Annotated in this window: 22 protein-coding genes; 10 read left to right on the forward strand and 12 right to left on the reverse strand. The window is 64.8% G+C overall.

Annotated features, from left to right (window positions below):
* Nucleotides 1-210: 210 nt before the first annotated feature.
* Together purN and CS1GBM3_RS09595 are read left to right on the forward strand one after the other, a co-directional pair.
* Complete coding sequence (purN, locus tag CS1GBM3_RS09590) at nt 211-882, forward strand: phosphoribosylglycinamide formyltransferase (protein ID WP_072394908.1); 672 nt, start codon at nt 211-213, stop codon at nt 880-882.
* Nucleotides 883-1,226: 344 nt separating this feature from the next.
* Entirely contained in the window at nt 1,227-2,591 is a 1,365-nt protein-coding gene (locus CS1GBM3_RS09595) for a cytochrome P450 (RefSeq protein WP_072394910.1), read from the forward strand.
* A gap of 78 nt (nt 2,592-2,669) precedes the next feature.
* Here the strand turns inward: CS1GBM3_RS09595 and ndk are convergent, their stop codons facing one another.
* On the reverse strand, nt 2,670-3,092 hold the full coding sequence (gene ndk, locus CS1GBM3_RS09600; protein ID WP_072394912.1) for a nucleoside-diphosphate kinase: 423 nt from the start codon (nt 3,090-3,092) through the stop codon (nt 2,670-2,672).
* Between the two features lie 374 nt (nt 3,093-3,466).
* On the opposite strand from ndk, the gene CS1GBM3_RS09605 reads away from it, so the two are divergent.
* The 3 genes from CS1GBM3_RS09605 to abc-f all read left to right on the forward strand — a co-directional run bounded on the left by CS1GBM3_RS09605 (nt 3,467) and on the right by abc-f (nt 7,396).
* Nucleotides 3,467-5,017: a DUF4339 domain-containing protein gene (locus CS1GBM3_RS09605; protein WP_072394914.1), complete on the forward strand. Its 1,551-nt coding sequence runs from the start codon at nt 3,467-3,469 to the stop codon at nt 5,015-5,017.
* A gap of 12 nt (nt 5,018-5,029) precedes the next feature.
* Nucleotides 5,030-5,380, forward strand: a complete 351-nt coding sequence (locus tag CS1GBM3_RS09610) for a DUF3147 family protein (RefSeq protein ID WP_072394916.1) — start codon at nt 5,030-5,032, stop codon at nt 5,378-5,380.
* Between the two features lie 111 nt (nt 5,381-5,491).
* Nucleotides 5,492-7,396 (forward strand): ribosomal protection-like ABC-F family protein, encoded by a 1,905-nt coding sequence (gene abc-f / locus CS1GBM3_RS09615; protein WP_072394918.1) that lies wholly within the window; start codon nt 5,492-5,494, stop codon nt 7,394-7,396.
* 86 nt (nt 7,397-7,482) lie between these two features.
* Here abc-f and CS1GBM3_RS09620 read toward each other — a convergent pair whose 3' ends face one another.
* The 4 genes from CS1GBM3_RS09620 to CS1GBM3_RS09635 form a co-directional block, all read right to left on the reverse strand.
* Complete coding sequence (locus CS1GBM3_RS09620; protein WP_072394920.1) at nt 7,483-7,701, reverse strand: hypothetical protein; 219 nt, start codon at nt 7,699-7,701, stop codon at nt 7,483-7,485.
* A 79-nt stretch (nt 7,702-7,780) separates the two neighbouring features.
* A complete protein-coding gene (gene glyS, locus CS1GBM3_RS09625) occupies nt 7,781-10,063 on the reverse strand; it encodes a glycine--tRNA ligase subunit beta (RefSeq protein ID WP_072394922.1) in 2,283 nt (760 codons plus the stop codon).
* A gap of 175 nt (nt 10,064-10,238) precedes the next feature.
* Nucleotides 10,239-10,628: a hypothetical protein gene (locus CS1GBM3_RS09630; RefSeq protein ID WP_072394924.1), complete on the reverse strand. Its 390-nt coding sequence runs from the start codon at nt 10,626-10,628 to the stop codon at nt 10,239-10,241.
* On the reverse strand, nt 10,625-11,581 hold the full coding sequence (locus tag CS1GBM3_RS09635) for a glycine--tRNA ligase subunit alpha (protein WP_072397388.1): 957 nt from the start codon (nt 11,579-11,581) through the stop codon (nt 10,625-10,627). The genes CS1GBM3_RS09630 and CS1GBM3_RS09635 overlap by 4 nt, the downstream gene beginning before the upstream one ends.
* 173 nt (nt 11,582-11,754) lie before the next feature.
* Between CS1GBM3_RS09635 and CS1GBM3_RS09640 the strand changes: the two genes are divergently transcribed.
* Nucleotides 11,755-12,111 (forward strand): ArsR/SmtB family transcription factor, encoded by a 357-nt coding sequence (locus tag CS1GBM3_RS09640; RefSeq protein WP_072394926.1) that lies wholly within the window; start codon nt 11,755-11,757, stop codon nt 12,109-12,111.
* Nucleotides 12,108-12,581, forward strand: coding sequence for an SRPBCC family protein (locus tag CS1GBM3_RS09645; RefSeq protein WP_072394928.1), 474 nt, complete (start codon nt 12,108-12,110; stop codon nt 12,579-12,581). Before CS1GBM3_RS09640 ends, CS1GBM3_RS09645 begins: the two co-directional genes overlap by 4 nt.
* Nucleotides 12,582-12,585: 4 nt before the next feature.
* Here the strand turns inward: CS1GBM3_RS09645 and CS1GBM3_RS09650 are convergent, their stop codons facing one another.
* From CS1GBM3_RS09650 to CS1GBM3_RS09660, 3 genes are read right to left on the reverse strand one after another with little or no spacing between them, the layout of a single operon-like run.
* Nucleotides 12,586-12,798 carry a hypothetical protein gene (locus CS1GBM3_RS09650; protein WP_072394930.1) on the reverse strand — a complete coding sequence of 71 codons (213 nt, stop codon included), beginning with the start codon at nt 12,796-12,798 and terminating at the stop codon, nt 12,586-12,588.
* Between the two features lie 21 nt (nt 12,799-12,819).
* Nucleotides 12,820-13,665 (reverse strand): S49 family peptidase, encoded by an 846-nt coding sequence (locus tag CS1GBM3_RS09655; protein WP_072394932.1) that lies wholly within the window; start codon nt 13,663-13,665, stop codon nt 12,820-12,822.
* A gap of 3 nt (nt 13,666-13,668) precedes the next feature.
* The gene (locus tag CS1GBM3_RS09660; protein WP_244534612.1) at nt 13,669-14,517 is read right to left on the reverse strand and encodes a tRNA1(Val) (adenine(37)-N6)-methyltransferase; all 849 of its coding nucleotides are present in this window, start codon (nt 14,515-14,517) and stop codon (nt 13,669-13,671) included.
* A 182-nt stretch (nt 14,518-14,699) separates the two neighbouring features.
* On the opposite strand from CS1GBM3_RS09660, the gene CS1GBM3_RS09665 reads away from it, so the two are divergent.
* On the forward strand, nt 14,700-15,635 hold the full coding sequence (locus CS1GBM3_RS09665; protein ID WP_244534699.1) for a polyprenyl synthetase family protein: 936 nt from the start codon (nt 14,700-14,702) through the stop codon (nt 15,633-15,635).
* A 15-nt stretch (nt 15,636-15,650) separates the two neighbouring features.
* On the opposite strand, the gene CS1GBM3_RS09670 is transcribed toward CS1GBM3_RS09665, so the two are convergent.
* From CS1GBM3_RS09670 to CS1GBM3_RS09680, 3 genes are all read right to left on the reverse strand, one after another.
* Nucleotides 15,651-16,523 carry a 4-(cytidine 5'-diphospho)-2-C-methyl-D-erythritol kinase gene (locus CS1GBM3_RS09670; protein WP_072394938.1) on the reverse strand — a complete coding sequence of 291 codons (873 nt, stop codon included), beginning with the start codon at nt 16,521-16,523 and terminating at the stop codon, nt 15,651-15,653.
* 54 nt (nt 16,524-16,577) lie between these two features.
* The gene (locus CS1GBM3_RS20110) at nt 16,578-18,680 is read right to left on the reverse strand and encodes a tetratricopeptide repeat protein (RefSeq protein WP_072394940.1); all 2,103 of its coding nucleotides are present in this window, start codon (nt 18,678-18,680) and stop codon (nt 16,578-16,580) included.
* 137 nt (nt 18,681-18,817) lie between these two features.
* Nucleotides 18,818-20,461, reverse strand: a complete 1,644-nt coding sequence (locus CS1GBM3_RS09680) for an electron transfer flavoprotein-ubiquinone oxidoreductase (RefSeq protein WP_139247870.1) — start codon at nt 20,459-20,461, stop codon at nt 18,818-18,820.
* 166 nt (nt 20,462-20,627) lie between these two features.
* On the opposite strand from CS1GBM3_RS09680, the gene CS1GBM3_RS09685 reads away from it, so the two are divergent.
* Together CS1GBM3_RS09685 and moaB are read left to right on the forward strand one after the other, a co-directional pair.
* Nucleotides 20,628-21,563, forward strand: coding sequence for a uracil-DNA glycosylase (locus CS1GBM3_RS09685; protein ID WP_072394944.1), 936 nt, complete (start codon nt 20,628-20,630; stop codon nt 21,561-21,563).
* A 60-nt stretch (nt 21,564-21,623) separates the two neighbouring features.
* Entirely contained in the window at nt 21,624-22,166 is a 543-nt protein-coding gene (gene moaB / locus CS1GBM3_RS09690) for a molybdenum cofactor biosynthesis protein B (protein WP_072394946.1), read from the forward strand.
* Between the two features lie 33 nt (nt 22,167-22,199).
* On the opposite strand, the gene zigA is transcribed toward moaB, so the two are convergent.
* A complete protein-coding gene (gene zigA / locus CS1GBM3_RS09695) occupies nt 22,200-23,456 on the reverse strand; it encodes a zinc metallochaperone GTPase ZigA (RefSeq protein WP_072394948.1) in 1,257 nt (418 codons plus the stop codon).
* Nucleotides 23,457-23,571 lie beyond the last annotated feature (115 nt).

Consider the following 23,571-nt stretch of genomic DNA (forward strand, 5'->3'; position numbering starts at 1 on the left):
CGTCAGAGGCGACTATCCAGCCGCGAGAAATCCTTTCAATCTCGGACGATTACGTACACGTAAAACACTCTGTTGGCGTGCCTAACTTGCGTGCAGGCAGCGCACGCGATACCGGCACCGCGACCATGCGCGAAAACCGCAGCCCCATTCTTCAACGATCACGTGCACGCGGTTCACACGCCGTGCTAAGGAGCGCGCAGGAACTCGAGCATGAATCAAGTTGTGAAAAAACGCGTCGCCATCCTGATCTCCGGTCGCGGCTCCAACATGCAGGCGCTCGTTGCCGCTGCGCGGGAGCCGGACTATCCGGCCGAAATTGCACTCGTGATCTCGAACCGCCCCGAGGCACCGGGCCTCGCGTGGGCGCGGGAGCAGGGCCTCCCCACGGTGGCACTCGACCACAAACGCTACGAAAGCCGCCCGCACTTCGAGGGACAGCTTCAAAGCCTGCTCGAGCTGTCGCGCATCGACCTCATCGCATTGGCGGGCTTCATGCGCTTGATGACGCCCGATTTCGTCGCCCGTTGGTACGGGCGCATGATCAATATCCACCCCTCGCTGCTGCCGGCATTCAAGGGGCTCGACACGCACCGCCAGGCCCTTTCTGCCGGCGTCAGGATTTCGGGTTGCACCGTCCACTTCGTGAGCGCCGAGATGGATGCCGGCCCGATCATCGCGCAGGCGGCGGTCCCGATCTTGTGCTCAGATAAAGAACAAGATTTGGCCGCTCGGGTGCTGACCGCGGAGCACAAACTTTATCCTGCGGCTTTGGCGTTAGTTGCGAACGATCAAGCTTCCCTCCGCGAAACCACGGTAGTATGGCAAAGCTTTGGAGCTGCTGGGATTAACCACCCGGAGGCGCTGTTCTCGCCATCGCTGTGAGCGGCGCATACTGAACGACGTGCGGCACGTCGACGAGCCAAGGCTGGGTGATGCTGCCGCATGGACACGGGAAAAAACGAGACGGTAAGGTAAGTTATTCAAACCTCGCCAACCGTAACCGCTGGAACACCCAGGCTCTGGCGCTCGTGTGCTAGTGTAAGGCTTTGAACGTGAACCGTGAGCCGGCGGCCGGTGTGCCATCAAGGCGAGCCGCTGAATGAGCCGAAGCCGGGCGATCGTCCTCGCGCGTGCATCGCGGGCCGCGAGAGCACATATCGCCAAGGCATCACGTATTGATCGGGCCGGCTGAGGGATTCCACCGACCGATCCGGAGACGACTTCGAATGACTGCAGAATCGACTGAGCAACATTCCGGCCTCGGCCTCGGCGACGAGAGCAGCGTCTGGTTCAACCTGACGCCACTGCTCAAGGACCCCGAAAACCCGATGCGCCTCTTGATGCAGATGGCGGACCGCTACGGCCCCGTCATTCCCGTCAACATGGCCAACCAGCGCGTCGTGCTCGTCACCGAGCCCGAATACTTCAAGCACGTGCTGGTGACCAAGGTCGACAGCTACATCAAGTATTTCGACGGCCTGAAGCCGATCTTCGGCAAGTCCATGATCACGCATGACGGCGCGCTCTGGCAGAAGATCCGCATGCCGCAACAGCCGGCATTCCATCCGGACGCCTTCGGCGACTACATCCCCTACTTCATCGAGGCCATCAAAACGAAGATGGCCAACTGGGGCGAACTCGCAAAGACCGGCGAGTCGTTCGAGATGGTCGAGCAGACCTGGACGCTCGCCGCCGACATGATCTGCAAGGCGCTGTTCGATCGCGATATGCCGTTCAATCCGCACTTCGTGTTCAAGTGCGTGAAGACCTACACCGACGTATCGAACCATAAGGACATTCGCCTGAAGCGTCAGGCCGACGCTCTGTTCGAAGTCAGCGAAGAGGACACCGCCAAGGCCGTTGAGGCTTGGTGGAGCGTGCCACCCGCCGTTTTCGCCGCCGATCCGCGCGAGGAGCGCGAGAAAACGCTGCTCAAAATGATCGAGGCCGCGGCCGCCGATCCGAGCATCCCGGAGTTCGACCAGCAGCAAGCCGTCGACGAGATCAAGCAGTACCTGTGGGCCGGCACCGAGACCACGGCGCTTACCCTCGCCTGGGCAATGTATCTGACCGCCACGAATCCAGAGGCTGCCGAGCGCGTTCGCCGCGAGGGCGAGGCCGTATGCGGAGATCGTGAGCCGACGGCGGCCGACTATTCAGCGCTTCAGTACACGCGCTCGGTGATCCAGGAGACCATGCGTCTCTACCCGCCTGTGTGGAGCCTGATCCGCGTCGCCACCGAGCATGACGTCATCGCCGGGAAGGAAATCCGCCCGGGCGACCGTATCGTGCTCTTCAGCTACGGCGCCCACCACAATCCGAAGTTCTGGAAGGATCCCGACGCGTTCGTTCCCGAGCGCTGGATGGACAAGTCCCAGAAGCAGGTGAAGTACAGCTACATCCCGTTCGGCGCCGGCAAGCGCTCGTGCATCGGCGGCGCCATGAGCCAGGTGGAGAACACCCTGGCGCTCTCGATCCTGCTGCGTCGCTTCCGTCCCGAGTACGTGGGGTCCGAGCCGCCGCGCCTCAACGCGACGGTGACGCTGACGCCGCGCGGCGGCCTCCACTTCCGCGTCCGCGAATTGAGCTGATCGCGCGATCAGAACGTCTGATAAACAAAAACGGGCCCTGCAAAGGGCCCGTTTTCATATGCGAAGCACGAACCGCGCTTAGCCGACAATTTCCTTGGCTATGAAATTGAGTTTGATCTCGCGCGCAGCCGACTTCGGGCTGTCCGAGCCATGAACGGAGTTCTCACCCTTCGAGATCGCGAACTTCTTGCGGATGGTGCCGCGCTTGGCCTCTGCCGGATCAGTTGCGCCCATGATCTCGCGATACTTGACAACGGCATCCTCGCCCTCGAGCACCTGCAGAACGATCGGCTCGGAGGTCATGAAGCTGACAAGTTCCTTGAAGAAGGGGCGCTCCTTGTGCTCGGCGTAAAACTCCTGGGCCTGAGCCTTTGTCCATTTTACGCGCTTCTGCGCAACGATGCGCAGGCCCGCCCCCTCGATCACGGCGTTGATCTCGCCGGTGAGGTTGCGCTTGGTCGCGTCGGGTTTGATGATTGAGAATGTGCGCTCTTTGGCCATCTTTCGTCTCTTTATGCCTCGTTGCGGTCTGATTTTTTGAGTGAGTCGGGGCGGCTTATAGGATGCCTGCTGACTCGCCAGAAGGCGGCGCCTTAACGCAGGCTGCATTTGAAGCCGGGAAACGGCCTCAAATGCCCTGCAAAAGCCCGGATTCAATGTTGATCAGACCTCAAAGTGCGCAGAATGCACAGACTGTCCCCGCCGTCCATGACTTCCGTGTGAAAAACAACTGGAGCTGCGAGGGACAATTGTGGATCGTTGAACGCACGAAGGGCGCGACCGGGGAAGAGGAACGCGTTCATAAGGATCGGCCTGCATCGGTTCGAGGCGGTGAAGTCTTGGACCGGCTTTTTGACTTCATGGTATGAGCAGGTATGAGCGGATCAGACGCAGACATTCAATGGTTCATCGCCCGTGACGGCAAGCAGCACGGGCCCGTATCGGACCTCGAGCTCAAGAAACTGCTCGAACTCACGCATCTGAAAGGGACGGACCTCGTCTGGCGCCAAGGCTTCACCGACTGGCGCACAGCATCGTCCGTGTTCCCCGAGCTCGTGGCGCCAGCCGCACCCAAAGCCCCGACGCAGGCTCAGCCCACCTCCACCGCTCCGGCGTCCGCCGCGCCGTCGCCATCCGCGGCCCCAACCGCGAAGCCGGCAGCGACGGCCGCCGACCAGCCGGCCGCATCGCCCGCACCAAAAAGCCCCGAGCCGCAGTTCGCGAGCTTCGCACCGGCCGCAGCTCAGGAGAGCTGGCGCCCACAAAATGAGACCCCGCGCACGGGTCAGCCCGCATCGCGCCCGCTCGGCTCGCCGACAACCCGCGCAGAACCGGCCTTCGCCGCAGCGCCCGGAGCAGCAAGACCGGCAGGCATCGGCCCTGGCCCCGGTCCCGGTGCGGGACCAGCTCCCGGCCCAAATCCCGCGCTGACCGGAACAATCGGCCCCGGTCCCGGCCCACGCCTCACCACCGACAGCCGCCGGCCCGCGGATTTCGCCGCCCAGACGCGCGAGCCCACACCCACCCCCTCGCGCGGACGCAAATTCGCGCTCATCGCTGCATCGCTCCTGGCCCTGACGGGTGCCGGCGCCTGGCTCAGCAGCCAGTACTCCGACGAGATGTTCAGCTACATGCTCGACGACGGCTCTTCGGACGTCGAGACGAGCACTGCGACGGCCAACCTAGTGCCGTCCGGAAGTCCACCGCAGCCGCCTCCGCAGGCCACGCCCGAGGCATCGCCCATGGAGACGGCCGCGACTGCGGCCCCCTCGGTCGAGGACATCGATCGCCGGCTGCAGGGCCGCAACATGTGGATCGCGGTGAAGCAAGAGTTCCCGGACTGGTATCAGACCCGCCTCGCCGAGATCGCGCGTCTCTCCGCCCAGCAGACCGACCAATCGGAGATCACACGCTATCTGGTGAGCGAGCTGGTGACGCTGCGTCGTGAGAACGCCAAGCATGCGCTCGCCGCCAGCACGCCGCGCCACAAGGAGCTGGCCTCGGCCTTCCTTGCCAACCTAGACACGCTGTCCAAGGAAAGCGGCGACGGCTGCTACGATTTCATCTCCAAGGGGGAATCGAGCCCGACGATCGTCGCCCGCTTCGACGACCCGTCGCGCAGCACGCAAATCGATGCGCAGATCGTTGCCATCGTCGGCGCCATCGCCGAGGGCAAGAAGCAGCCCGCCGAGCATGCGGCGCCGATCAAGACCGATTACGACGTGCTCGCGGGAGAGCTTGGGCGTCTCGGGTGGACGCAGGCCGACATGCAGCTCTTCGCCAATCCCAAGGCGCTGGCCCAAGCCCCGCGCTCCCGGGTCTGCAACATGCTGAAGGACTGGTTCACGGCACACCTTGCCATCCAGGATCCAAGCACACAGGAGCGGCTTCTGTTCGAAACCCTGAAGCCTGTGATCTCCGGCTAGCCGAGCAATGCCATGATCGAGCAGCTCGCGAAGGTCGCCCTGACGAGCGTCCTGGTCGTCGCCGCCTCGGAAGCTGCGAAGCGCAACATCGTCCTAGGGGCGACACTCGCCTCTCTCCCGCTGACCTCGCTTCTGGCGATGATCTGGCTCTACGCCGATACCCGCGACACCGAAAAGGTCGCGGCTCTCGCCAATGGCATCTTCTGGCTGATCCTGCCCTCGTTGACGCTGCTGCTCGTGCTGCCGCTGCTGCTGCGCCGGGGCATCGCCTTTGTTCCCAGCGTGGCGATTTCCATCGCCGTGACCACCGCCAGCTATCTCGCCATGCGGGCTCTCCTCAAGTGGTTCAACATTCAAGCCTAGCCGGCGTGACAACCACGTCCTGACCGGCTATTGGCCTGGAGCCGGATCGTGCGAGACGCGAGCGCCTATGCTCGCGCGAAAACGTGACCCAGACTCCAAAAAAAGCCGGACATGCTGCACATCAACGATCTGACCTACCGCATCGAGGGCAAGCCGATCCTCGAAGACGCCACCGCCGCCATTCCGACGGGATATAAGGTCGGGCTCGTCGGCCGCAACGGCGCCGGCAAGTCGACGCTTCTGAAACTGATCGCCGGCGATCTTCACGCCGACCAGGGCGGCATCACCATTCCGCGCGGCGCCCGCATTGGCCGCATCGCGCAGGAGGCGCCGGGCGGCGAGCAAAGCCTGATCGATTGGGTGCTCTCGACCGACACCGAGCGTGTCCAGCTTCTCGCCGAAGCCGAAACCGCGACTGACGCCCATCGCATCGCCGAGATCCAGATCCGCCTCGCCGACATGCGCGCCCACGCAGCCCCCGCGCGCGCCGCCAGCATCCTCGCCGGCCTCGGCTTCGACGAAGCAACCCAGCAGCGGCCCTGCCGCGCCTTCTCGGGCGGCTGGCGCATGCGTGTCGCGCTGGCGTCCATCCTGTTCCTCGAGCCCGACGTGCTGCTGCTCGACGAGCCGACCAACTACCTCGATCTCGAGGGCACGCTATGGCTCGAGAGCTATCTGAAGTCCTACCCGCATACGGTTCTGATCGTCTCGCATGACCGCGATCTCCTGAACCGCGCCGCGGAAGCCATCCTGCATCTCGACCGCGGCAAGCTCACGTTCTACAGCGGCGGCTACGACGACTTCGAGGAAACGCGCCGCGCCAAGCAGCGCCTCGAGTTGAAGCTGAAGAAGAAGCAGGATGACGAGCGCCGGCGCATCCAGGCCTTTATCGATCGCTTCAAGGCCAAGGCCACGAAGGCCAAGCAGGCCCAAAGCCGGGTCAAGTATCTCGCCAAGATGCAGCCCATCGCCGCGCAGGTGGAGGATCGCGTCGCGCCGTTCGCGCTGCCGAGCCCCGAGAAGCCGCTCGCAAGCCCGCTGATCCGCATCGAGAAGGCGTCCGCCGGCTACGATCCTGCGCACCCCATCCTCACTGGCCTCGACTTGCGCATCGACCAGGACGACCGCATCGCGCTGCTCGGCGCCAACGGCAACGGCAAGTCGACGTTCGCCAAGCTTGTTGCCGGCAAGCTCACACCGCTCTCGGGTGACGCGTTCGGCGCCGGCCGCGTCACCGTCGGCTACTTCGCCCAGCATCAGCTCGACGAGCTGAACCCCCTCGCAACGCCGTTCGACTACGTCGTCAAGCTAATGCCGGAGGCAACGGAAGCGCAGCGGCGCGCCCGCCTCGGCACCTGGGGCTTCGGTGCCGACAAGGCCGATACAAAATGCGGGAACCTGTCAGGCGGCGAGAAGGCGCGTCTGCTGCTGGCGCTGACCGCCTTCCATGCGCCCCATCTCCTGATCCTCGACGAGCCGACCAACCACCTCGACATCGACAGCCGCGAGGCGCTGATCCACGCCATCGCCGAGTATGAAGGCGCGGTCATCCTGATCAGCCACGACCGCCATCTCGTGGAAGCAACCGCCGACCGGCTGTGGCTCGTCGCCGACAGCACGGTGAAATCCTACGATGGCGACATGGACAGCTACCGCGCCGAGCTGCTGCAGTCTCGCTCGCCGCGCGCCGAACGCCGCGCGTCCAGCACCGAGGCGAACTCAGACACACGCACCAGCCGCGCCGAGCAGCGTAAGGCTGCAGCCGACAAGCGCGCCGAGCTGGCGCCGCTCAAGAAGGCCATGCAGGCAGCGGAGAAGACCGTAGAGAAGCTGACCACGGAACTCGCGAAGCTCGACGCCGAGCTCGCCTCGCCCGATCTCTACGCCGACGCCGCGAAGGCGAGCCGCATGTCGCAGGAGCGCGGACAGACGGCAAAACGGCTCGCGGATGCGGAGGAAGCCTGGCTCAGCGCGACCGCCGCCTACGAGGACGCCGAGCAACAGATAACAGCGTAAGACACTCACGCGGGGCCTGAGAAAAGCACAAGGCCCCGGCAGCGCTCCGAAGACTGCGGGGCTTTCTATATGCGCTGACCCTCAGGCTAGCTCATCTGGGGCTGCGTCTCGATCATCTCGCTGAGCAGCTGGCAAGCCGTCTGCTGCGGCTGCAAAGGATCGGTGGTCTGCGCCTCGCGCCGGGTGACGCCGTCACGCCCCCAATAAAGAACGGAAACAACGTCTCCCTCTACGGTGTACGTAGCATCGTGGTACTTGCCGTCCTTGGCGATGCTGAACGTCGTCGGTTGGCAGGCGTTTCCCATTTTTCGCCCCCTCTTCAAGACCTAAGAAGGGTACCTTGAATCGCGTTCTTGGGAACGTACGGACTACTACGTACCGCCCTCAGCCGGCGATCTTGGAGAAATCGGCAACCGTGAGGGTCGCGGCACGGATCTCAGAGAGCAGCTTCAGCCGGTTTTCCCGCAGCCGCGGATCGGCGTCGTTGACCGTCACTTTATCGAAGAAGAGATCGACCGGAGCCCTGAGCTCGGCGAGCGCCTTCATCGCGCCGGCGAAGTTCTCGACGTTGATCGCCGCCTGCGTGTCGAACTTGACCTTGGCGATGGCAGCGTAGAGGCCACGCTCGGCGGGCTCTGTCATCAGCGTCGCGTCGGGCTCACCCGCGTAGCTCGTCTTGTCCTTCTTCTCCTCGATGGCGAGGATGTTCGAAGCGCGCTTGACGCCCGCCAGCAAGTTCGCGCCATCGTCCGTCTGCAGGAACGCACCGAGCGCCGCGACGCGCTTCACGATCAGCGCCAGGTCATCCTGTCCGCCGAGCGAGAACACCGCGTCGATGAGATCGTGCCGCGCGCCCTTGTCCTTGAGATAGACCTTCAGCCGATCCGCAAAGAACGACAGCAGATCCTGTCCAAGCAGAGGCTGCGGCGTGTAGCTCCCGACCAGCGTCTCGCGCGGGATCTCTATCTTCCTGTCCTTCAGATACACATCGGGCGTCGGAACGGACCAAACCATGACGCTGTCCCAACCCGTGCCGCCCTCTGCGTCCGCCCAGGTCGAGCGCAGCGCTTCGTCTTGCGTCTGGTCGTTCGCCACCTTGGCGAACAGGAACAAATTGCCTTTCTTGGAAACGGCCTGCTTGAGCTGGCCGTAGGCCAGATCGAACGCGCGCGTAAGCGGCACCCTGAGGTCGTTCTCGATCACGATCCGGATCACGCCGAGCGCCGAGCGGCGAAGCTGATACGGATCGCCCGAGCCCGTCGGCTTCTCGTCAATGGCCCAGAATCCAACGAGCGTGTCGAGCTTGTCCGCCAGCGCCACGGCGATCGCCACCGCGTCGCCCTCTTCCTCCTTCGGCACCGTGTCGGTCGGGCCCTTCGGCTTGTAGTGCAGCTCGATGGCGCGCGCGATCTCGGGCTTGGTGCCCGCATGCTCCGCATAGCGTCGGCCCATGAGCCCCTGCAGCTCGGGGAACTCGCCGACCATGCCTGACACGAGATCGGCCTTGGCAAGCTCCGCCGCGCGCCGCGCGTCCTGCGGATCGGCATCCACCGCGCCCGCGATCTCAAACGCGAGCTCCTTGATGCGCGCCACGCGCTCGGCCTGCGTGCCGAGCTTCTCATGGAACGTGATCCCCTCCAGCGCGCTCGCCATCTCGTCGAGCGGACGCTTGAGATCGTGCTCCCAGAAGAACTTCGCATCCGACAGCCGCGCGCGGATCACCTTCTCGTTGCCGGCCACGATCTGCGCCCCGCCGTCCGGCGCCGTGAGGTTCGAAACCAGAATGAACTTGTTGGCGAGCTTGCCCGTTTTCGGATCGCGCAGCGAGAAGCACTTCTGATGCGCCTTCATCGACGTGATCAGCGCTTCAGCCGGCACGTCGAGGAACTCCTCATCGAACGTCCCCATCAGCACGACCGGCCATTCGGTGAGTCCGGCGTTCTCCGCGAGCAGCGCCTCGTCTGCGATCAGTTCGAGCTTGGCTTTGTGCGCGAGCGACTCCGCCTGCTCGCGGATCTCCTCGGTGCGCTCGGCCGCGTTGAGCACCACGGCATGAGCGGCAAGCTTCTCGGCATAGTCCTCGAAGCTCGACACGACGAACGGCTCGTTGCCGTGGAAGCGGTGTCCACGCGTCTCGTTCGACGCCTTGAGCCCTGCCACCTCCAGCGGCACCACGCGCCCGTCGATCAGGCACACGATCGACTTCAGCGGCCGGATCCACTGAAACGTGCCCGAGCCCCAGCGCATGGACTTTGCCCACGGAAAGCGGCCGACCACTGCCGCGATCACCTCGGAGACGATCTCCGCCGCAGGCCGCCCCGGCTTGTTGGTGCGCGCGACGTAATAGTCGCCCTTCTTCTCGTCCTTGACGATCTCGGCTTCATCGAGAGAAGCAAGCCCGGCCGCTTTCAGGAAACCTTCGACGGCTTTTTCCGGCGCGCCGACGCGCGGCCCCTTGCGCTCCTCGGAGACGGCAGGCGACTCCGCCGGCACGTCCTCGACCGCGAGCGCGAGACGCCGCGGTGTCGCGAAGCTGTGTGCCTCGCCGACCGCAAGCCCTGCCGCGACAAGCCCCTCCGTCACCAGGCGCTTGAGATCCTCCGCCGCCCGCGCCTGCATGCGCGAGGGAATTTCCTCGGAGAAGAGCTCGAGCAGAAGTTCGGCCATGGACGCCTCTTGAAAAACCGCATTTGCGCCGCGCGAAGCGGGAGCGAGCAAGAGACATACGGGCGCCGCTGCGGCCGGGCAACCCGCAACATGGACGCCGGAAGGAAAGAGGCCGGGAACGTGCGGCAAGCACGTTCCCGGCCCTGAGCAAAAAGTCGCAAATATCGGCGAACGGTTACGGCGCCGGAGCCTCGGCTGGCGGGGTCTCCGGGGCCGGCGTTGGCTCGGGAGCGGGAGTTGGCTCCGGAGCAGCTTCCGGAGCGGGTGTCGGTTCGGGCTCGGGAGCAGGCGCGGGTTCAGGTTCCGGCGCGGCCGAGGGGGCCGGCTCAGGAGCAGCCGCCGGTTCCGGTGCCGCAGCAGGCGTCGCCTCCGGCTCGGTTCCGATGGTCTCGATCACCGTCTTGCCGACGTCCTCGACGGCGCCAGTCGTCACCAGATAGCCAAGGCCAACCGCCAGAGCCACGACGTAGAACCACAGCACGGGCCGCCAGCGGCCGAGCAGAATGCCGCCGATCAGGAGCGCCGGCACGCCAATTACAAGTAAGCCAATATGAGTTTCCGTCACGAACGGCCTCCATCAGTCTCAAGCCACGCAGCGCAGCACGCCTTGGCGAGCTCACGCACACGGAGGATATACCCCTGTCGCTCGGTAACGGAGATCACACCCCGTGCATCGAGAAGATTGAAGATGTGTGATGCTTTTATGCACTGGTCATATGCGGGCAGCGCAAGAAGATGCCTGCCGTCGGCCGCCCCCCGTTCGAGCAGTGCCTTGCACTCCTTTTCAGCATCTCGGAAGTGCTGCAGCAGAAGCGCCGTATCCGCGTACTCGAAGTTGAAACGCGAATATTCTTGTTCCGCCTGGAGAAAAACGTCTCCGTAGGTCAGCTTCTTGTCGTCGTGGCGACCATTAAAGTTGAGATCGAAGACACGATCAGCACCCTGAACATACATGGCGAGCCGCTCAAGCCCGTAGGTGATCTCACCGGCGACCGGATTGCAGTCGAACCCGCCGACCTGCTGGAAGTAGGTGAACTGCGTCACCTCCATGCCGTTGCACCAGACCTCCCAGCCGAGCCCCCACGCGCCGAGCGTCGGGCTCTCCCAGTCGTCCTCGACGAAGCGGATGTCGTTCAGGCGCGTATCGATACCGATAGCATCGAGGCTCTTGAGATAGAGGTCCAGGATGTTGTCCGGCGACGGCTTCATGATCATCTGGAACTGGTAGTAGTGCTGAAGCCGGTTCGGATTCTCGCCGTAGCGCCCGTCCTTCGGCCGCCGCGACGGCTGCACGTAGCAGGCGTTCCATGGGCGTGGGCCGAGCGAGCGCAACGTGGTCGCCGGATGGAACGTGCCGGCGCCGACCTCCATGTCGTAGGGCTGCAGCACGACACAGCCTTGCGCTCCCCAGAACTGCTCGAGCGTCAGGATCAGATCCTGAAAGCTCTCCTTGGGCTTGAGCGCCGGCAGGCCGGCGGCAGGTTTTGGTTCGGCAGTCCGGGTCGAGGATTTTGACATGGGGGATGCGGCCGCGATTTGCTGCAAGCGGCGCACTATACGCATTCGCACCGCCCTGTCACCCCGGCCCGACGGAGGACAAAGGCCACGTCCCCAGGGGCTTCCAAACCAAAACACTAAAGAGATCGCTAAACTGTTCTTGCACCTATCCGTCGGATAGGATACTTAAGCGTATGCTTCAGCAATCGACCCAGCTCGACCGCCTCTATCACGCCCTCGCAGACGGGGGCCGCCGCGCCATGCTGGACCGCCTGATCAAAGGCCCGGCCTCGGTCAGCGAGCTTGCCGAGCCGCTCGACATGACGCTGTCGGCCGTCGTCCAGCATCTGAAGGTGCTCGAGGAAAGCGGGCTCGTGCGCACGGAAAAGGTCGGCCGCGTGCGCACCTGCCGCGTCGAGCCGAAGGCACTCAGCATGGCCGAGAAGTGGATCAATCAGCGCCGCGGGCTGTGGGAGCGCCGCTTCGACCGCCTCGGCGATCTTCTGGCGACGCTACCGGATGACGAGCAAGGGAAGGAAACCAAGTCATGAGTGATCGTGCCATCATCCGTTCCGTCACGCATGCCACGTTCAAGATCGAGCGCACCTACGAGGCACCCCGCGCGAAGGTGTTCCACGCCTTCGCCGATCCCATCATCAAGCGGCGCTGGTTCGCCGAAGGCGAGGGCTGGGATATCGAGACCTACGAATTGGATTTCCGCATCGGCGGCACCGAGTCGTCGAGCTTCCGCTTCAAGGGCGGTGACCTCATCCGCTACGATGCTGTCTTCTACGACATCGTTCCTGACGAACGCATCATTGCGAGCTACGCCATGATGATCGGCGACACGCGTATCTCGGCGTCGCTCGCGACCACGGAGCTGAGATCGAATGGCAAAGGCACCAAGCTCTTGTTCACAGAGCAAGGCGCCTATCTCGACGGACACGACGCGGTGTCTGAACGCGAGGAAGGGACGCGCCAGCTCTACGAAGCCCTCGCGCGGGAGCTGGGTGAAAAGTAGCCAGCTACTCGGAGCGCGGGCGGTAGACGCCGGTCTCGGGATCGTACTCGAGCGTCCCGAGATCCTTTGGTGCTCCGCCGCGCCGCGCCATGGCGTCACGCAGCTCAGCCTCGCGCTTGACCGCCGTGCGTTGCGCGTCGGCGAGCGTGCGCGACAGCCACCGGTAGCCCGCATAGAGACCGGCGCCTGCGATCAGAAGGGCGAAAACGTGGGGCATAACCAGCTCCGGGCTTGCACCTCACAATCCAAAGCGCGACCAAAGCGCCCGGATTTCCACAGCCGACACCAGTTCATCGGCGAAAGCAAGACCCAGCACACTATCGGAGCCGCCCCCGCCAAATATGGACGGAAGCCGCCGCAAACGTGAGGCCAGCCAGCCGCGCTCGACCGGCACCACCTTGAGCCGCACATTCTCGCCGTGGATCTCGCGCATCTTCGTGCGCACGTCCGAGATGCCGTCGATCAGCCCCAGGTCGAGCGCCTGCGCCGCCGACCAGAACGCCCCGGAAAAGAGCTCGGCATCGGGTCCTTTGAGGCGGGCACCGCGGCTGTCCTTCACCACGCCGATGAACACGTCGTGCACGCTGCGCTGGATCGCGCGCAGACGCTCCACGTCATCCTCGTTCTCGGGCCGGAACGGATCGAGCGAACCCTTGTTCGTGCCGGCCGTGTACACGCGGCGCGAGATGCCGAGTTTCTCGATCGCACGCTCGAAGCCGAAGCTCGCCGAGATGACACCGATCGAGCCTACGATAGACGACGGATCTGCATAGATCTCATCACCCGCGGCCGCCACGTAGTAGCCACCCGAAGCTGCCACATCCTCGCAGAAGACGTAGACCTTCTTCTCTTTTTCTTCTGCAAGCTGGCGCAGCCTGCGAAACAGAAGGTTGGATTGCACCGGGCTGCCGCCGGGCGAGTTGATGACCACCGCCACGGACTTCGCCTTCGACATCGAGAACGCTTTCTCGATCGGGCCCGCGAGTGAGGCAATCGAAAGACCGGGCCTGAGTGGAACCGCCATGCCGATGGGCCCAGAGAGCCGCAACACGGGAACCACGGGACCGCGGTTGAACCAACCCATCGATCAAACCCTCTCGCTCTTTTGCTCTGCGGTCCGGCCGCGCCTCTGCCCGTCATTGGACGGAAACGACGGCAGTCCATAGGCGGCTGCCAGAGATTGGCCAAGCCGCAACACGGCCTCCGCGCCGGGCGTGAAACGGCCCTCCGCATCGTGCAGAACGAGCCACGCGTCAAGCCGGAACGGTGCCCGCGACCCCTTGATACCTCTGAGTAGGATGCGCGAAGCCGACGCGCCGGCGAAGGAATGGAGCGGCAACGCCGCAAGGCCACCGAAGCGTCCGGAAAGCGCAGCCAACAGATCCGGAAGCGCATCCGACTTGTGCACGATCAGCGCTTCACCCGCAGGCCGCGTCATGCGCGCCAGGAAGCGACACCAGTCTCCGAGCCCCGTCTCCGGCATGGCGTGCGCGGCAGCCTTGAGGGCGTGCGGCGCGGCCGTGCCGGCGCCCTCGGCGTGATAAGGCGGATTGGCGATCACCTGATCGAAACTCGCCTCGGCAATCCCCTGTGCGGAAAGCTCAGCCTGCGACACATCGGCAAGATCGGCCATCACGACGGTGACGCGCCCATCGAGACCATTTCGGAGCACATTTTCGCGCGCCAGAGCGACAAGCTCGGCCTCACGCTCGACGAGCACGACACGGGCGTTTGGGCACCGCCACGCGACGCAAAGCCCCGCCGTTCCAACCCCTGCGCCGGCGTCGAGAACGCGAAACGAACGGCCGGCCCTCTCCGCGACGGCAGCAGCGAGCAAGACGGCGTCGAGCCCGGCCCGGTAACCCTCCTTGGGTTGCAGGATCCTGAGCCGGCCGTCCAGGAACGCGTCATCGCTGACCGCCATCAGCAGGGTCACTCGTCACCTCGTTTTTCGGTGCGCACAGCTCCAACACTGGTTATGGTGCGCTGGCTCATTAGATATCAAGAAGCCGTTGTAAACAAACTGAGGAAACGACCGTGGGAGTTGTAGTCCCCCTCGACGAGGCACGCGAGCCCTCACAAAGCCTGGCCCCCCTCCTCGAGCTGGTCGAAGAGGACATGAATGCGATCAACCGCATCATCCTCGACAAGGCCGTCTCGCACGTCGACCTCATTCCGAAGCTCACCCATCACCTCGTGGCCTCCGGCGGCAAGCGACTGCGGCCGATGCTCGCGATCGCCGCGTCGAAGCTCTGCGGTTACACGGGCCGCGGCCACGTGCAGACGGCTGCCGCCATCGAGTTCATGCACACTGCCACGCTGCTGCACGATGACGTGGTCGACGAGAGCGACACGCGCCGCGGCCGTAAGACCGCGCGACTGATCTGGGGCAACCAGGCGACCGTCCTCGTTGGCGACTTCCTGCTCGGCCAGGCGTTCCGCATGCTGGTCGACGTCGGATCGCTGCCGGTACTACGCATTCTCTCCAACGCCGCGGCGACGATCGCCGAGGGCGAGGTGATGCAGCTCGCCGCCGCTAAGAATACCGCCACCACCGAGGACGCTTACCTCTCGATCATCGACGCCAAGACGGCTGCCCTGTTCGCGGCAGCAGCCGAGGTCGGCGCAGCCATCGCCGGCCGTCCGGCGGACGAGCAGGCGGCGCTCCGCTCCTACGGCCGCAACCTGGGGCTCGCCTTCCAGCTTGTCGACGATGCGCTCGACTATTACGGCGACAGCTCGCGCCTCGGCAAGTCCGTTGGTGATGACTTCCGCGAAGGCAAGATCACGCTGCCGGTCATCCTATCGTTCCGCCGCGGCAATGACCGCGACCGCGCGTTCTGGAACCGCACTATCGTCGAAGGTGAGATTGCAGACGGCGATCTCGAGCACGCCATCGGCCTCATGCAGAAGCACAAGGCCATCGAGGCAACGCTCGAGCGCGCGCGCTCCTACGGCTCGATCGCCGCCGACGCGCTCGCGATCTTCCCCGAGAGCCGCGAGCGCGGCGCAATGCAGGACGTCATCGACTTCTGCATCGCGCGCGCCCACTAGCGCGGCGAAAGCGCTTCAGCTGAGCTTCACGGCAATGGTCCACCAGCCGGGGTGCACGGCGGCGAGCTCAGCGCGCGCCGCCTCTGCCGCCTCTCGGTTCGGAAAGATGCCAAACGATGTCGGCCCCGCCCCCGAGAGGCCGACATACTCGATGCCAGGCAGGGCAGCGAGCGCGTCCCGCACAACGCCGACCTCCGGCACGATCTCTTCCGCCGCGCGCTGAAGCCCGTTGGCGTTTGCACGCATGAACTGAAGCAGCGCCTCGCGATCCGCGAACTGCGGAGCGACGGGCGGCACGTATCCCTCGCGCACCGGACCTGCATCGAGCACCCGAAACACGCGCGCGGTCTTGTCGGCCGGCACGGCGACCATCGGATTCACCAGCACCGCTTGGAGAACCGGCAGTCCGTTCTCGATCTCGAACAGGTCCTCACCGACCCCGGTCATCCAAAGGGACCGCGCCTCGAGGCAAACCGGTACGTCGGCCCCGAGCGAGCGCGCCAGACCATGCCAGTCCACGCCTTCCGACAAGGGCCCGTTGGCGCGGTACAAGGCGCGCAAAAGCGCGCCCGCATCCGCCGAGCCACCGCCGACGCCAGCCGCCACCGGCAAGATCTTTTCAAGATGGACGGCGCCGCGTGCGAGCTCGGGAGCACGCTCCTCCACCAGTGCCAGCGTGCGCGCGAGAATATCGGGGCCGGCGAGGCCGTCCGCCATCGGCCCCGTGATCTGCACCCCCGCATTCCCCACGGTGTCGAGTGTCAGCACGTCCCCAAGGTCCGCGAAGGCGACAAGGCTCTCGAGAAGATGAAAGCCATCGTCCCGCCGACCGGCTACGCCGAGCGTGAGATTGATTTTAGCGGGCGCGAATTCTCGAATTGTGGCCATACGCTACGTTCCGCCCCCCGAGACACCACCGCCGGAGGGCGGCAAAAAAGCCACCTACTTGTCGGTATCCCCCGACCGCGCGGCCTGCTTCGAATTCTTGAGCGGCTGCGGTGCCTCGACGCCGAGGAGACCAACCTGCAGCTTCTTGCGGATCTTGACCTCGTCGTCAGGCTCCGGGCTCAGCGTCAGTGCCTGCTCCCACTGATAGCGCGCCTCGCGCTCGCGCCCGACGCGCCATAGCGCATCGCCGAGATGGTCGTTGAGCACCGGATCGTCGGGCTTGAGCTCCACGGCCCGCTCGAGATAGCGCACAGCCTCCTCGAAGTTGCCCTGCATGTAATGGGCCCAGCCGAGGCTGTCGACGATGTAGCCGTCGTCGGGCTTGAGCGCCACGGCCTTCTCGATGTGCGCCATGCCCTCTTTGAGCTTGCGCCCCTGATCGATCCACGAATAGCCGAGATAGTTGAGGATCAGCGGCTGATCCGGATAGAGCGAGAGCGCCTTCTCGAGATCGACCTCGGCGGCATCCCAGTTCTTGAGCCGCTCGTAGCTCGTCCCGCGCGCGTAGTAGTAGACCCAATGCCGCCGTTCGGGCTTGGTGATCAGCCCAAGCGCCTGATCATAGTAGGGCACGGCCTTGGCATAGTGCTTGCGCGAGCGCATGATGTTGCCGAGCGCATCCAGGATCTCGAGACGATCGGAAACCGTCAGCGGCAAGGGACCATCACCGCCTGCACCCGCCGTAGCGACCCCGGTCGCGCCGCCGCTGACAATGGCGCGGAAGGTCGCCGGGCCGACGACCCCATCGGCCTTGATCTTGTTGTTCGCCTGGAAGGCCATGACGGCGCGGCGCGTTGCGTCTCCGAACCGCCCGTCGGCCGTCTCGATCTCGTAGCCGAGCTGTTTCAGCGCCGTCTGCAGCTTCTCGACGGCCGGCCCGCGCTTGCCGAGCCGCAGAACCTCGTTATCCGGGATTGCACCCGCGTCCGCGGCCGGCTTCGTCTTGCCTGCCTCGTCCGTAGCAGCGGCCGGCGGCTTGTCCTTGAGCAGACGCTCGAGCGTCTCCTTGGCCTCCTCGACCTTCTCAAGCGAGTTGAGATTGAACGCCTTGCGGATTTCGACCGCCGTCGCGAGCGGGCTCGTCGACGGGATGCGGTTGTAGGTGGCAATCGCTTCGGCGTACTGCTTGTTGCCTTCGTAGGCGCTCGCCAGAGCCGCCAGCGCGAACTGGTGGTCGGGCTCGATATAGAGCGCCATCTGCATATAGAGCACGCCGACACCGGCGGCGCCCTCGGCGATCAGCGCCTCGCCCAGGCCATAGAACACTTCCGCCAAGCCCTCGGACGGCGTCGTCACGATGGGATCGATCTTCTGGCCCGAGTCGAGCGCGACCTTGAGGCTGCGCAGCAGTGGGTGCCCGTCGCCCTGCGAGCGCTTGATCTGCTCGTTGACGATCGCCAAAGCCCGCTTGCGATCCCCGACGTGAGCTTCATGACGTGCGTAGGCGAGCGCGGTGCGCAACGTCCGCGCGTCCTGCGCATAGATCCGCTCGAACGCGGAGCGCGCGTCGTTGCGACGCCCGGCGATGTCCGCAACAAGCCCGCGATGATAGCGCAGGAAAAACTGAGCCCATTCGGCCTGCTTCGGCAGATCGAGCCGTGCAAAGGCACCCGAGGTATCCTGCTGCGCGAGTTCAAGCCAAGCTAAGCCCATGGCGCTCGTCAGCTCGCCGATCGGACCCGACCCGGCCGCACGGAAATGCTCTTCGGATTTGCGCCAGGCACCGGCCTTGAAGTCGCGCAGCGCCAGCGCCAGCTGCGCCATGCGATGGGTCTTCTGGACGCCGACCAGATCCTCGGCCAGCTTGAACGCGCGCGGCCAATCCCCACGGCTCGCCTCGATCTGGAAGGCCTGCTCCAGCAGAAGCTCGTTCTGAGGGTCGTGCGTCAACGCGTTGCGATAGAACTCCGCCGCTTCCGCCGCATCGTTCTGCGCCCGCGCGAACCGGCCGGCAAGATAGCTACCCACCAGCGAATGCGCGCCATCGAACGGCTCGCTGAGCTCGGTGGTTTCCGCCCGAACCGGGCATGTCGTGACGATCAGTCCTGCGGCCAGGAGCGGAAGGATGACAGCAATCCGGCCACGGCGAGCGCTCATTCCGACGGTCCTCTTCGTCAAGCCCAGCACGACATCGGTGGAGAGTAGCAAACCTTCCGACCGCTTGGCGACTCCGGTTAAACGGCTATCCGAAGCGAATTAACTGAAACTTCCGGTATGCCGGCACCCAAGGCCCCTCACATCTCGGCGTAGTTTGGGCCCCCGCCCCCCTCCGGACAAACCCAGGTGATGTTCTGGCTCGGATCTTTGATATCGCAGGTTTTACAGTGGACGCAGTTTTGGGCGTTGATTTGGAACAGGGGCTCCCCTGCGTCGTTGCGCACCACCTCGTAAACCCCGGCCGGGCAATAGCGTTGAGCCGGCTCGGCGAATTCCGGCAAGTTGAGGTCAATCGGGATTGAAGGATCCTTGAGCACAAGGTGGACCGGCTGGTCCTCCTCGTGGATCGTGGCCGAGAAGGACACATTCGTCAGCTTGTCGAAGGTCAGAACGCCGTCCGGCTTCGGATAGACGATCGGCTCTGCGTTCCGCGCTTTCTTGAGCGATGCGTAGTCTGGTTTGCCGTGCTTGAGCGTCCCGAGCGGCGACCAGCCGAACAGAAGGGTGCGCATCCACATATCGAGGCCGCCGAGGCCGACGCCGAGGACGGTTCCGAACCGCGACCACAGCGGCTTGACGTTGCGCACACGCTTCAAGTCGCGCGCGATATCACCCGCGCGCACGTCGGCTTCATAAGTCTCGAGCACATCGTGCGCACGGCCGGCGCCGAGCGCCGTGACGATCGCCTCCGCCGCATGAATGCCAGACAGGATGGCGTTGTGGCTGCCCTTGATGCGCGGCACGTTCATGAAACCTGCGGCGCAGCCAACCAGCGCGCCGCCCGGAAACGCGAGCTTCGGAATCGACTGCCAGCCACCTTCGGTCAACGCCCGCGCGCCGTAGGCGATGCGCCGCCCGCCCTCGAACACCGGGCGGATGATGGGGTGCGTCTTGAAGCGCTGGAACTCGTCGTAGGGCGACAGATACGGATTGTCGTAATTGAGGTGGACCACGAAGCCCACGGCCACGAGGTTGTTCCCGTAGTGATAAAGGAACGATCCGCCACCTGTCTTGCCGTCGAGCGGCCAGCCGAACGTGTGCTGCACGAGACCGGGGCGGTGCTTCTCCGGAGCGATCTCCCACAGCTCCTTGAGGCCGATGCCGTACTTCTGCGGCTCGGAATCCCGCGCCAAGTCGAACTTGCGGATCAGCGTCTTGGTCAGGGAGCCGCGCGCGCCCTCGGCGAAGAGCGTGTACTTGCCGCGCAGCTCCATGCCGCGCGTGAAGCCGTCGTGTGGTTGGCCGTCGCGGCCGACACCCATGTCCGCCGTCGCCACGCCGACGACCGCACCGCTCTCGTCGTAGAGCACTTCGTTGACGGAAAAGCCCGGATAGACCTCGACGCCAAGTTCAGCGGCCTGCTCCCCAAGCCAGCGCACCACGAGCCCCAGGCTGCCGATGTAGTTGCCGTGGTTGTTCATGAGCGGCGGCATCAGGATATTCGGCAAGCGGATATCGCCGGCCGGCCCGAGCACCAGGAAGCGGTCTTCGGTCACCTGCGTCGTGAGCGGGGCGCCCTTCTCGCGCCAATCCGGGATCAGTCGGTTGAGGCCGACGGGATCGATCACCGCGCCTGACAGGATATGGGCACCGACCTCGCTGCCCTTTTCGAGTACGACAACGGAGATATCTTCGCCCTTCTCGGCTGCGAGTTGCTTGATGCGGATCGCTGCGCCGAGCCCGGCCGGGCCTGCCCCGACGATCACAACATCAAACTCCATGGCCTCCCGCTCAGGAAGGTCAGCATCGCCTCGCGCCATATATCTTGATCCTATCCGCTAGTGCCCGTTGCCGGTTTGGTCCCAATTCAAGAATGCGTCAAGCGCAACCCGAGGATAACGCCCGAAGCGTGCAAAAGGATCGCGGGATGGAGTAAGGTGCCGCACCATGCAGATTGATGCCGACATGCGCGCCCTCGCCGCAACGCTCCTCGACTGGTACCGCGAGATGGGCGTCGATACGGCTATCGCCGACGAGCCTGTCGACTGGCTCGCGCAGGGCGACGCGGCCCCGGGCGCGGCATTCCGTCTACCTTCTGCAGCCGCCGACCGCCACGCAGATTCCCTTCCCCCTGGCGGGGAGCGGCTAAGGCCGGGGGGAACCCCGCCGTCACAGGTTCGAGAATCTCCCCCTCTCTTCTCGCCTCCACAAGGAGAGAGGGCTGTCACCTCCCGCGCCGACGCCAGGCCCGGCTTCAGCGCAACGCCGCCCGACGCCGCCGAGCTCGCGGCACGCTCGCTCGCCGGCAAGGCCGCCACCCTTGAGGAGCTCGAGACGGCGCTGGCCGCCTTCGACGGCTGCGGCCTCAAGGCGACCGCCAAGAACCTCTGCTTCTACCGCGGCGTTCCGCAGGCGCGCCTGATGATCATCGGCGAGGCGCCGGGCCGCGAGGAGGATCTCGAAGGCAAACCCTTCGTCGGGCGCGCCGGCCAGCTTCTGGACAAGATGCTCGCCGCGATCAGCCTCAAGGAAGAGAACGTCCACATCACCAATGTCGTCTACTGGCGTCCACCCGGCAACCGTACGCCGACGCCGCAGGAGGCTCAGGTATGTCGTCCGTTCCTCGAACGGCAGATGCAGTTGGTTGATCCGGAGGTCGTGCTGCTGCTCGGCGGCGCGGCGGCCAAGCAAGTGCTCGGCACAACGGACGGCATCATGCGCATCCGGGGTAAATGGCGCCAGATCGAGGTCGGCGGCCATCCGGTCCAGACCATGGCGACGCTGCACCCGGCCTATCTGTTGCGCACGCCGGCCGCCAAGCGTCAGGCCTGGCGCGACCTGCTCGCCGTCCAGACCGCGCTTGATCAAGGCTCGGCGAGCTGATCCTGCGGCACCGAATTTCCGTTATTCAAGGAAACAGAACCACCGGAGACCGGCCGCCCGATGACCCGCCTCGACGAGACACGCCCCTTTATCCCGCTCAGCATCGCGATCCTGACCATGTCGGATACGCGCACGCTGGCCGAGGACAAGTCCGGAGACACGCTCGCGGCGCTCGCGACCGAGGCGGGCCACACCGTCGCCGACCGCAAGCTGCTGAAGGACGACACCGACGCCATCCGTGTGCAAGTAGCGGACTGGATTGCCGACAAGGGCATCGATGTGGTGCTGACGACGGGCGGCACGGGGTTCACGGGACGCGACGTCACGCCCGAGGCCGTAAAGCCGCTGTTCGAGAAGGAGATCGACGGCTTCTCGATCCTCTTCCATCAGATCTCGTTTCAGTCGGTCGGCACCTCGACGATCCAGTCGCGCGCCTGTGGCGGCATCGCGCACAGCACGCTGATCTTCTGCCTGCCGGGCTCGACGGGCGCCTGCAAGGACGCCTGGCACGGCATCCTGAAGTGGCAGCTCGACAACCGCCACCGCCCCTGCAATTTCGTCGAGATCATGCCGCGCTTCGAGGAGCACCGCGCCAAACCCTGAAGACAACCGCCAGCGTTGCGCGTCCCTCCTGGCCTAAGCGGCTTCCTTGCCCCACACCGGAAACGGATCTTCAAGCGCAAGCCAGCTCTTCGCATCTACGGGTCCAGACTCGGACACCGGCAGCAGGCAGGCATCGAGCGCCGCCGTGATCGCGTCCTTGTCCATCTCGCGCGTGCCGATGAACACCAGCTCCTGGCGCCGGTCGCCCCATTGTTTGTGCCAGCCCTTGCGGATGCGCACCTGTGTGGCCTCATCCTCCGGCCACCGGTTGCGCGGAACGGCCGCCCACCAGTAACCCGCTGCCTCATGCCGCACGAGCGGCCCCGCCTGCGACAGCTCCCCGACCCAGGCCGGCCGCGTGGCAAGCCAGAAGAAGCCTTTTGAGCGCACGACACCCGGCCAGGACTGACTAAGGAAAGCGTGCAGCTTCGCAGGCTCGAACGGCCGCCGCGCGCGATAAACGAAGCTCGAGATGCCGTACTCTTCCGTTTCCGGCTGATGGTCTCGGAACCCGTTGAGCTCGCGGAACCACGTCGGGTGCCTGTGTGCGGCTTCGAACGAGAACAGCCCCGTATCGAGGATATCGCAGAGCTCGACCTTGCCGTGGTCCGTCTCGATGATACGCGCGTCCGCGTTGAGCGAGCGGATGATCGCCCGCGCCGACGCGATCTCTTGCGGCTCGGCGACGTCGATCTTGTTCAGGATGATGACGTCCGCGAACTCGATCTGCTCGACGAGCAGGCCGACCAGCGGGCGCCCGTCCTCCTCACCAGCGACCTCACCGCGATCCGCCAGGAAATCGGGGGACGAGTAGTCCTTGAGCAGGTTGGCCGCATCGACGACGGTGACCATGGTATCGAGCCTGGCAACGTCGGAGAGGCTCACACCCTTCTCGTCGCGAAACTCGAACGTCGCCGCCACGGGCAGCGGCTCGGCAATGCCGGTGGATTCGATCAAAAGGTAATCGAACCGACCATCCGCCGCGAGCCTCTGCACCTCCGTCAGCAGATCCTCGCGCAGCGTGCAGCAGATGCAGCCGTTCGACATCTCGACCAGCGTCTCCTCGGTACGCGACAGCTTCGCACCACCCCGCTCTACCAGCGCGGCGTCGACGTTCACCTCGCTCATATCGTTGACGATGACGGCGACCTTCCGGCCTTCGCGGTTGGTGAGGATGTGGTTCAGTAGCGTCGTCTTTCCGGCGCCGAGGAAGCCGGACAGCACGGTCACCGGCAGGCGGCGATCCCCCGCCTCTTTCGCTCCGAGACAATTGATGAAGTCCTGGTCCAAGGCATTCCTCCCTTACCGTTGTGGAACGCGGCCGACATTACGGATGTTATAATATCCGTCAAGAGGAACGAAAACTGCTGCGACATCACCGCGGGATCGCGGCGGAAACGAGGGA

The sequence above is a fragment of the Hyphomicrobium sp. CS1GBMeth3 genome (genome assembly GCF_900117455.1).
GTDB lineage: Bacteria > Pseudomonadota > Alphaproteobacteria > Rhizobiales > Hyphomicrobiaceae > Hyphomicrobium_C.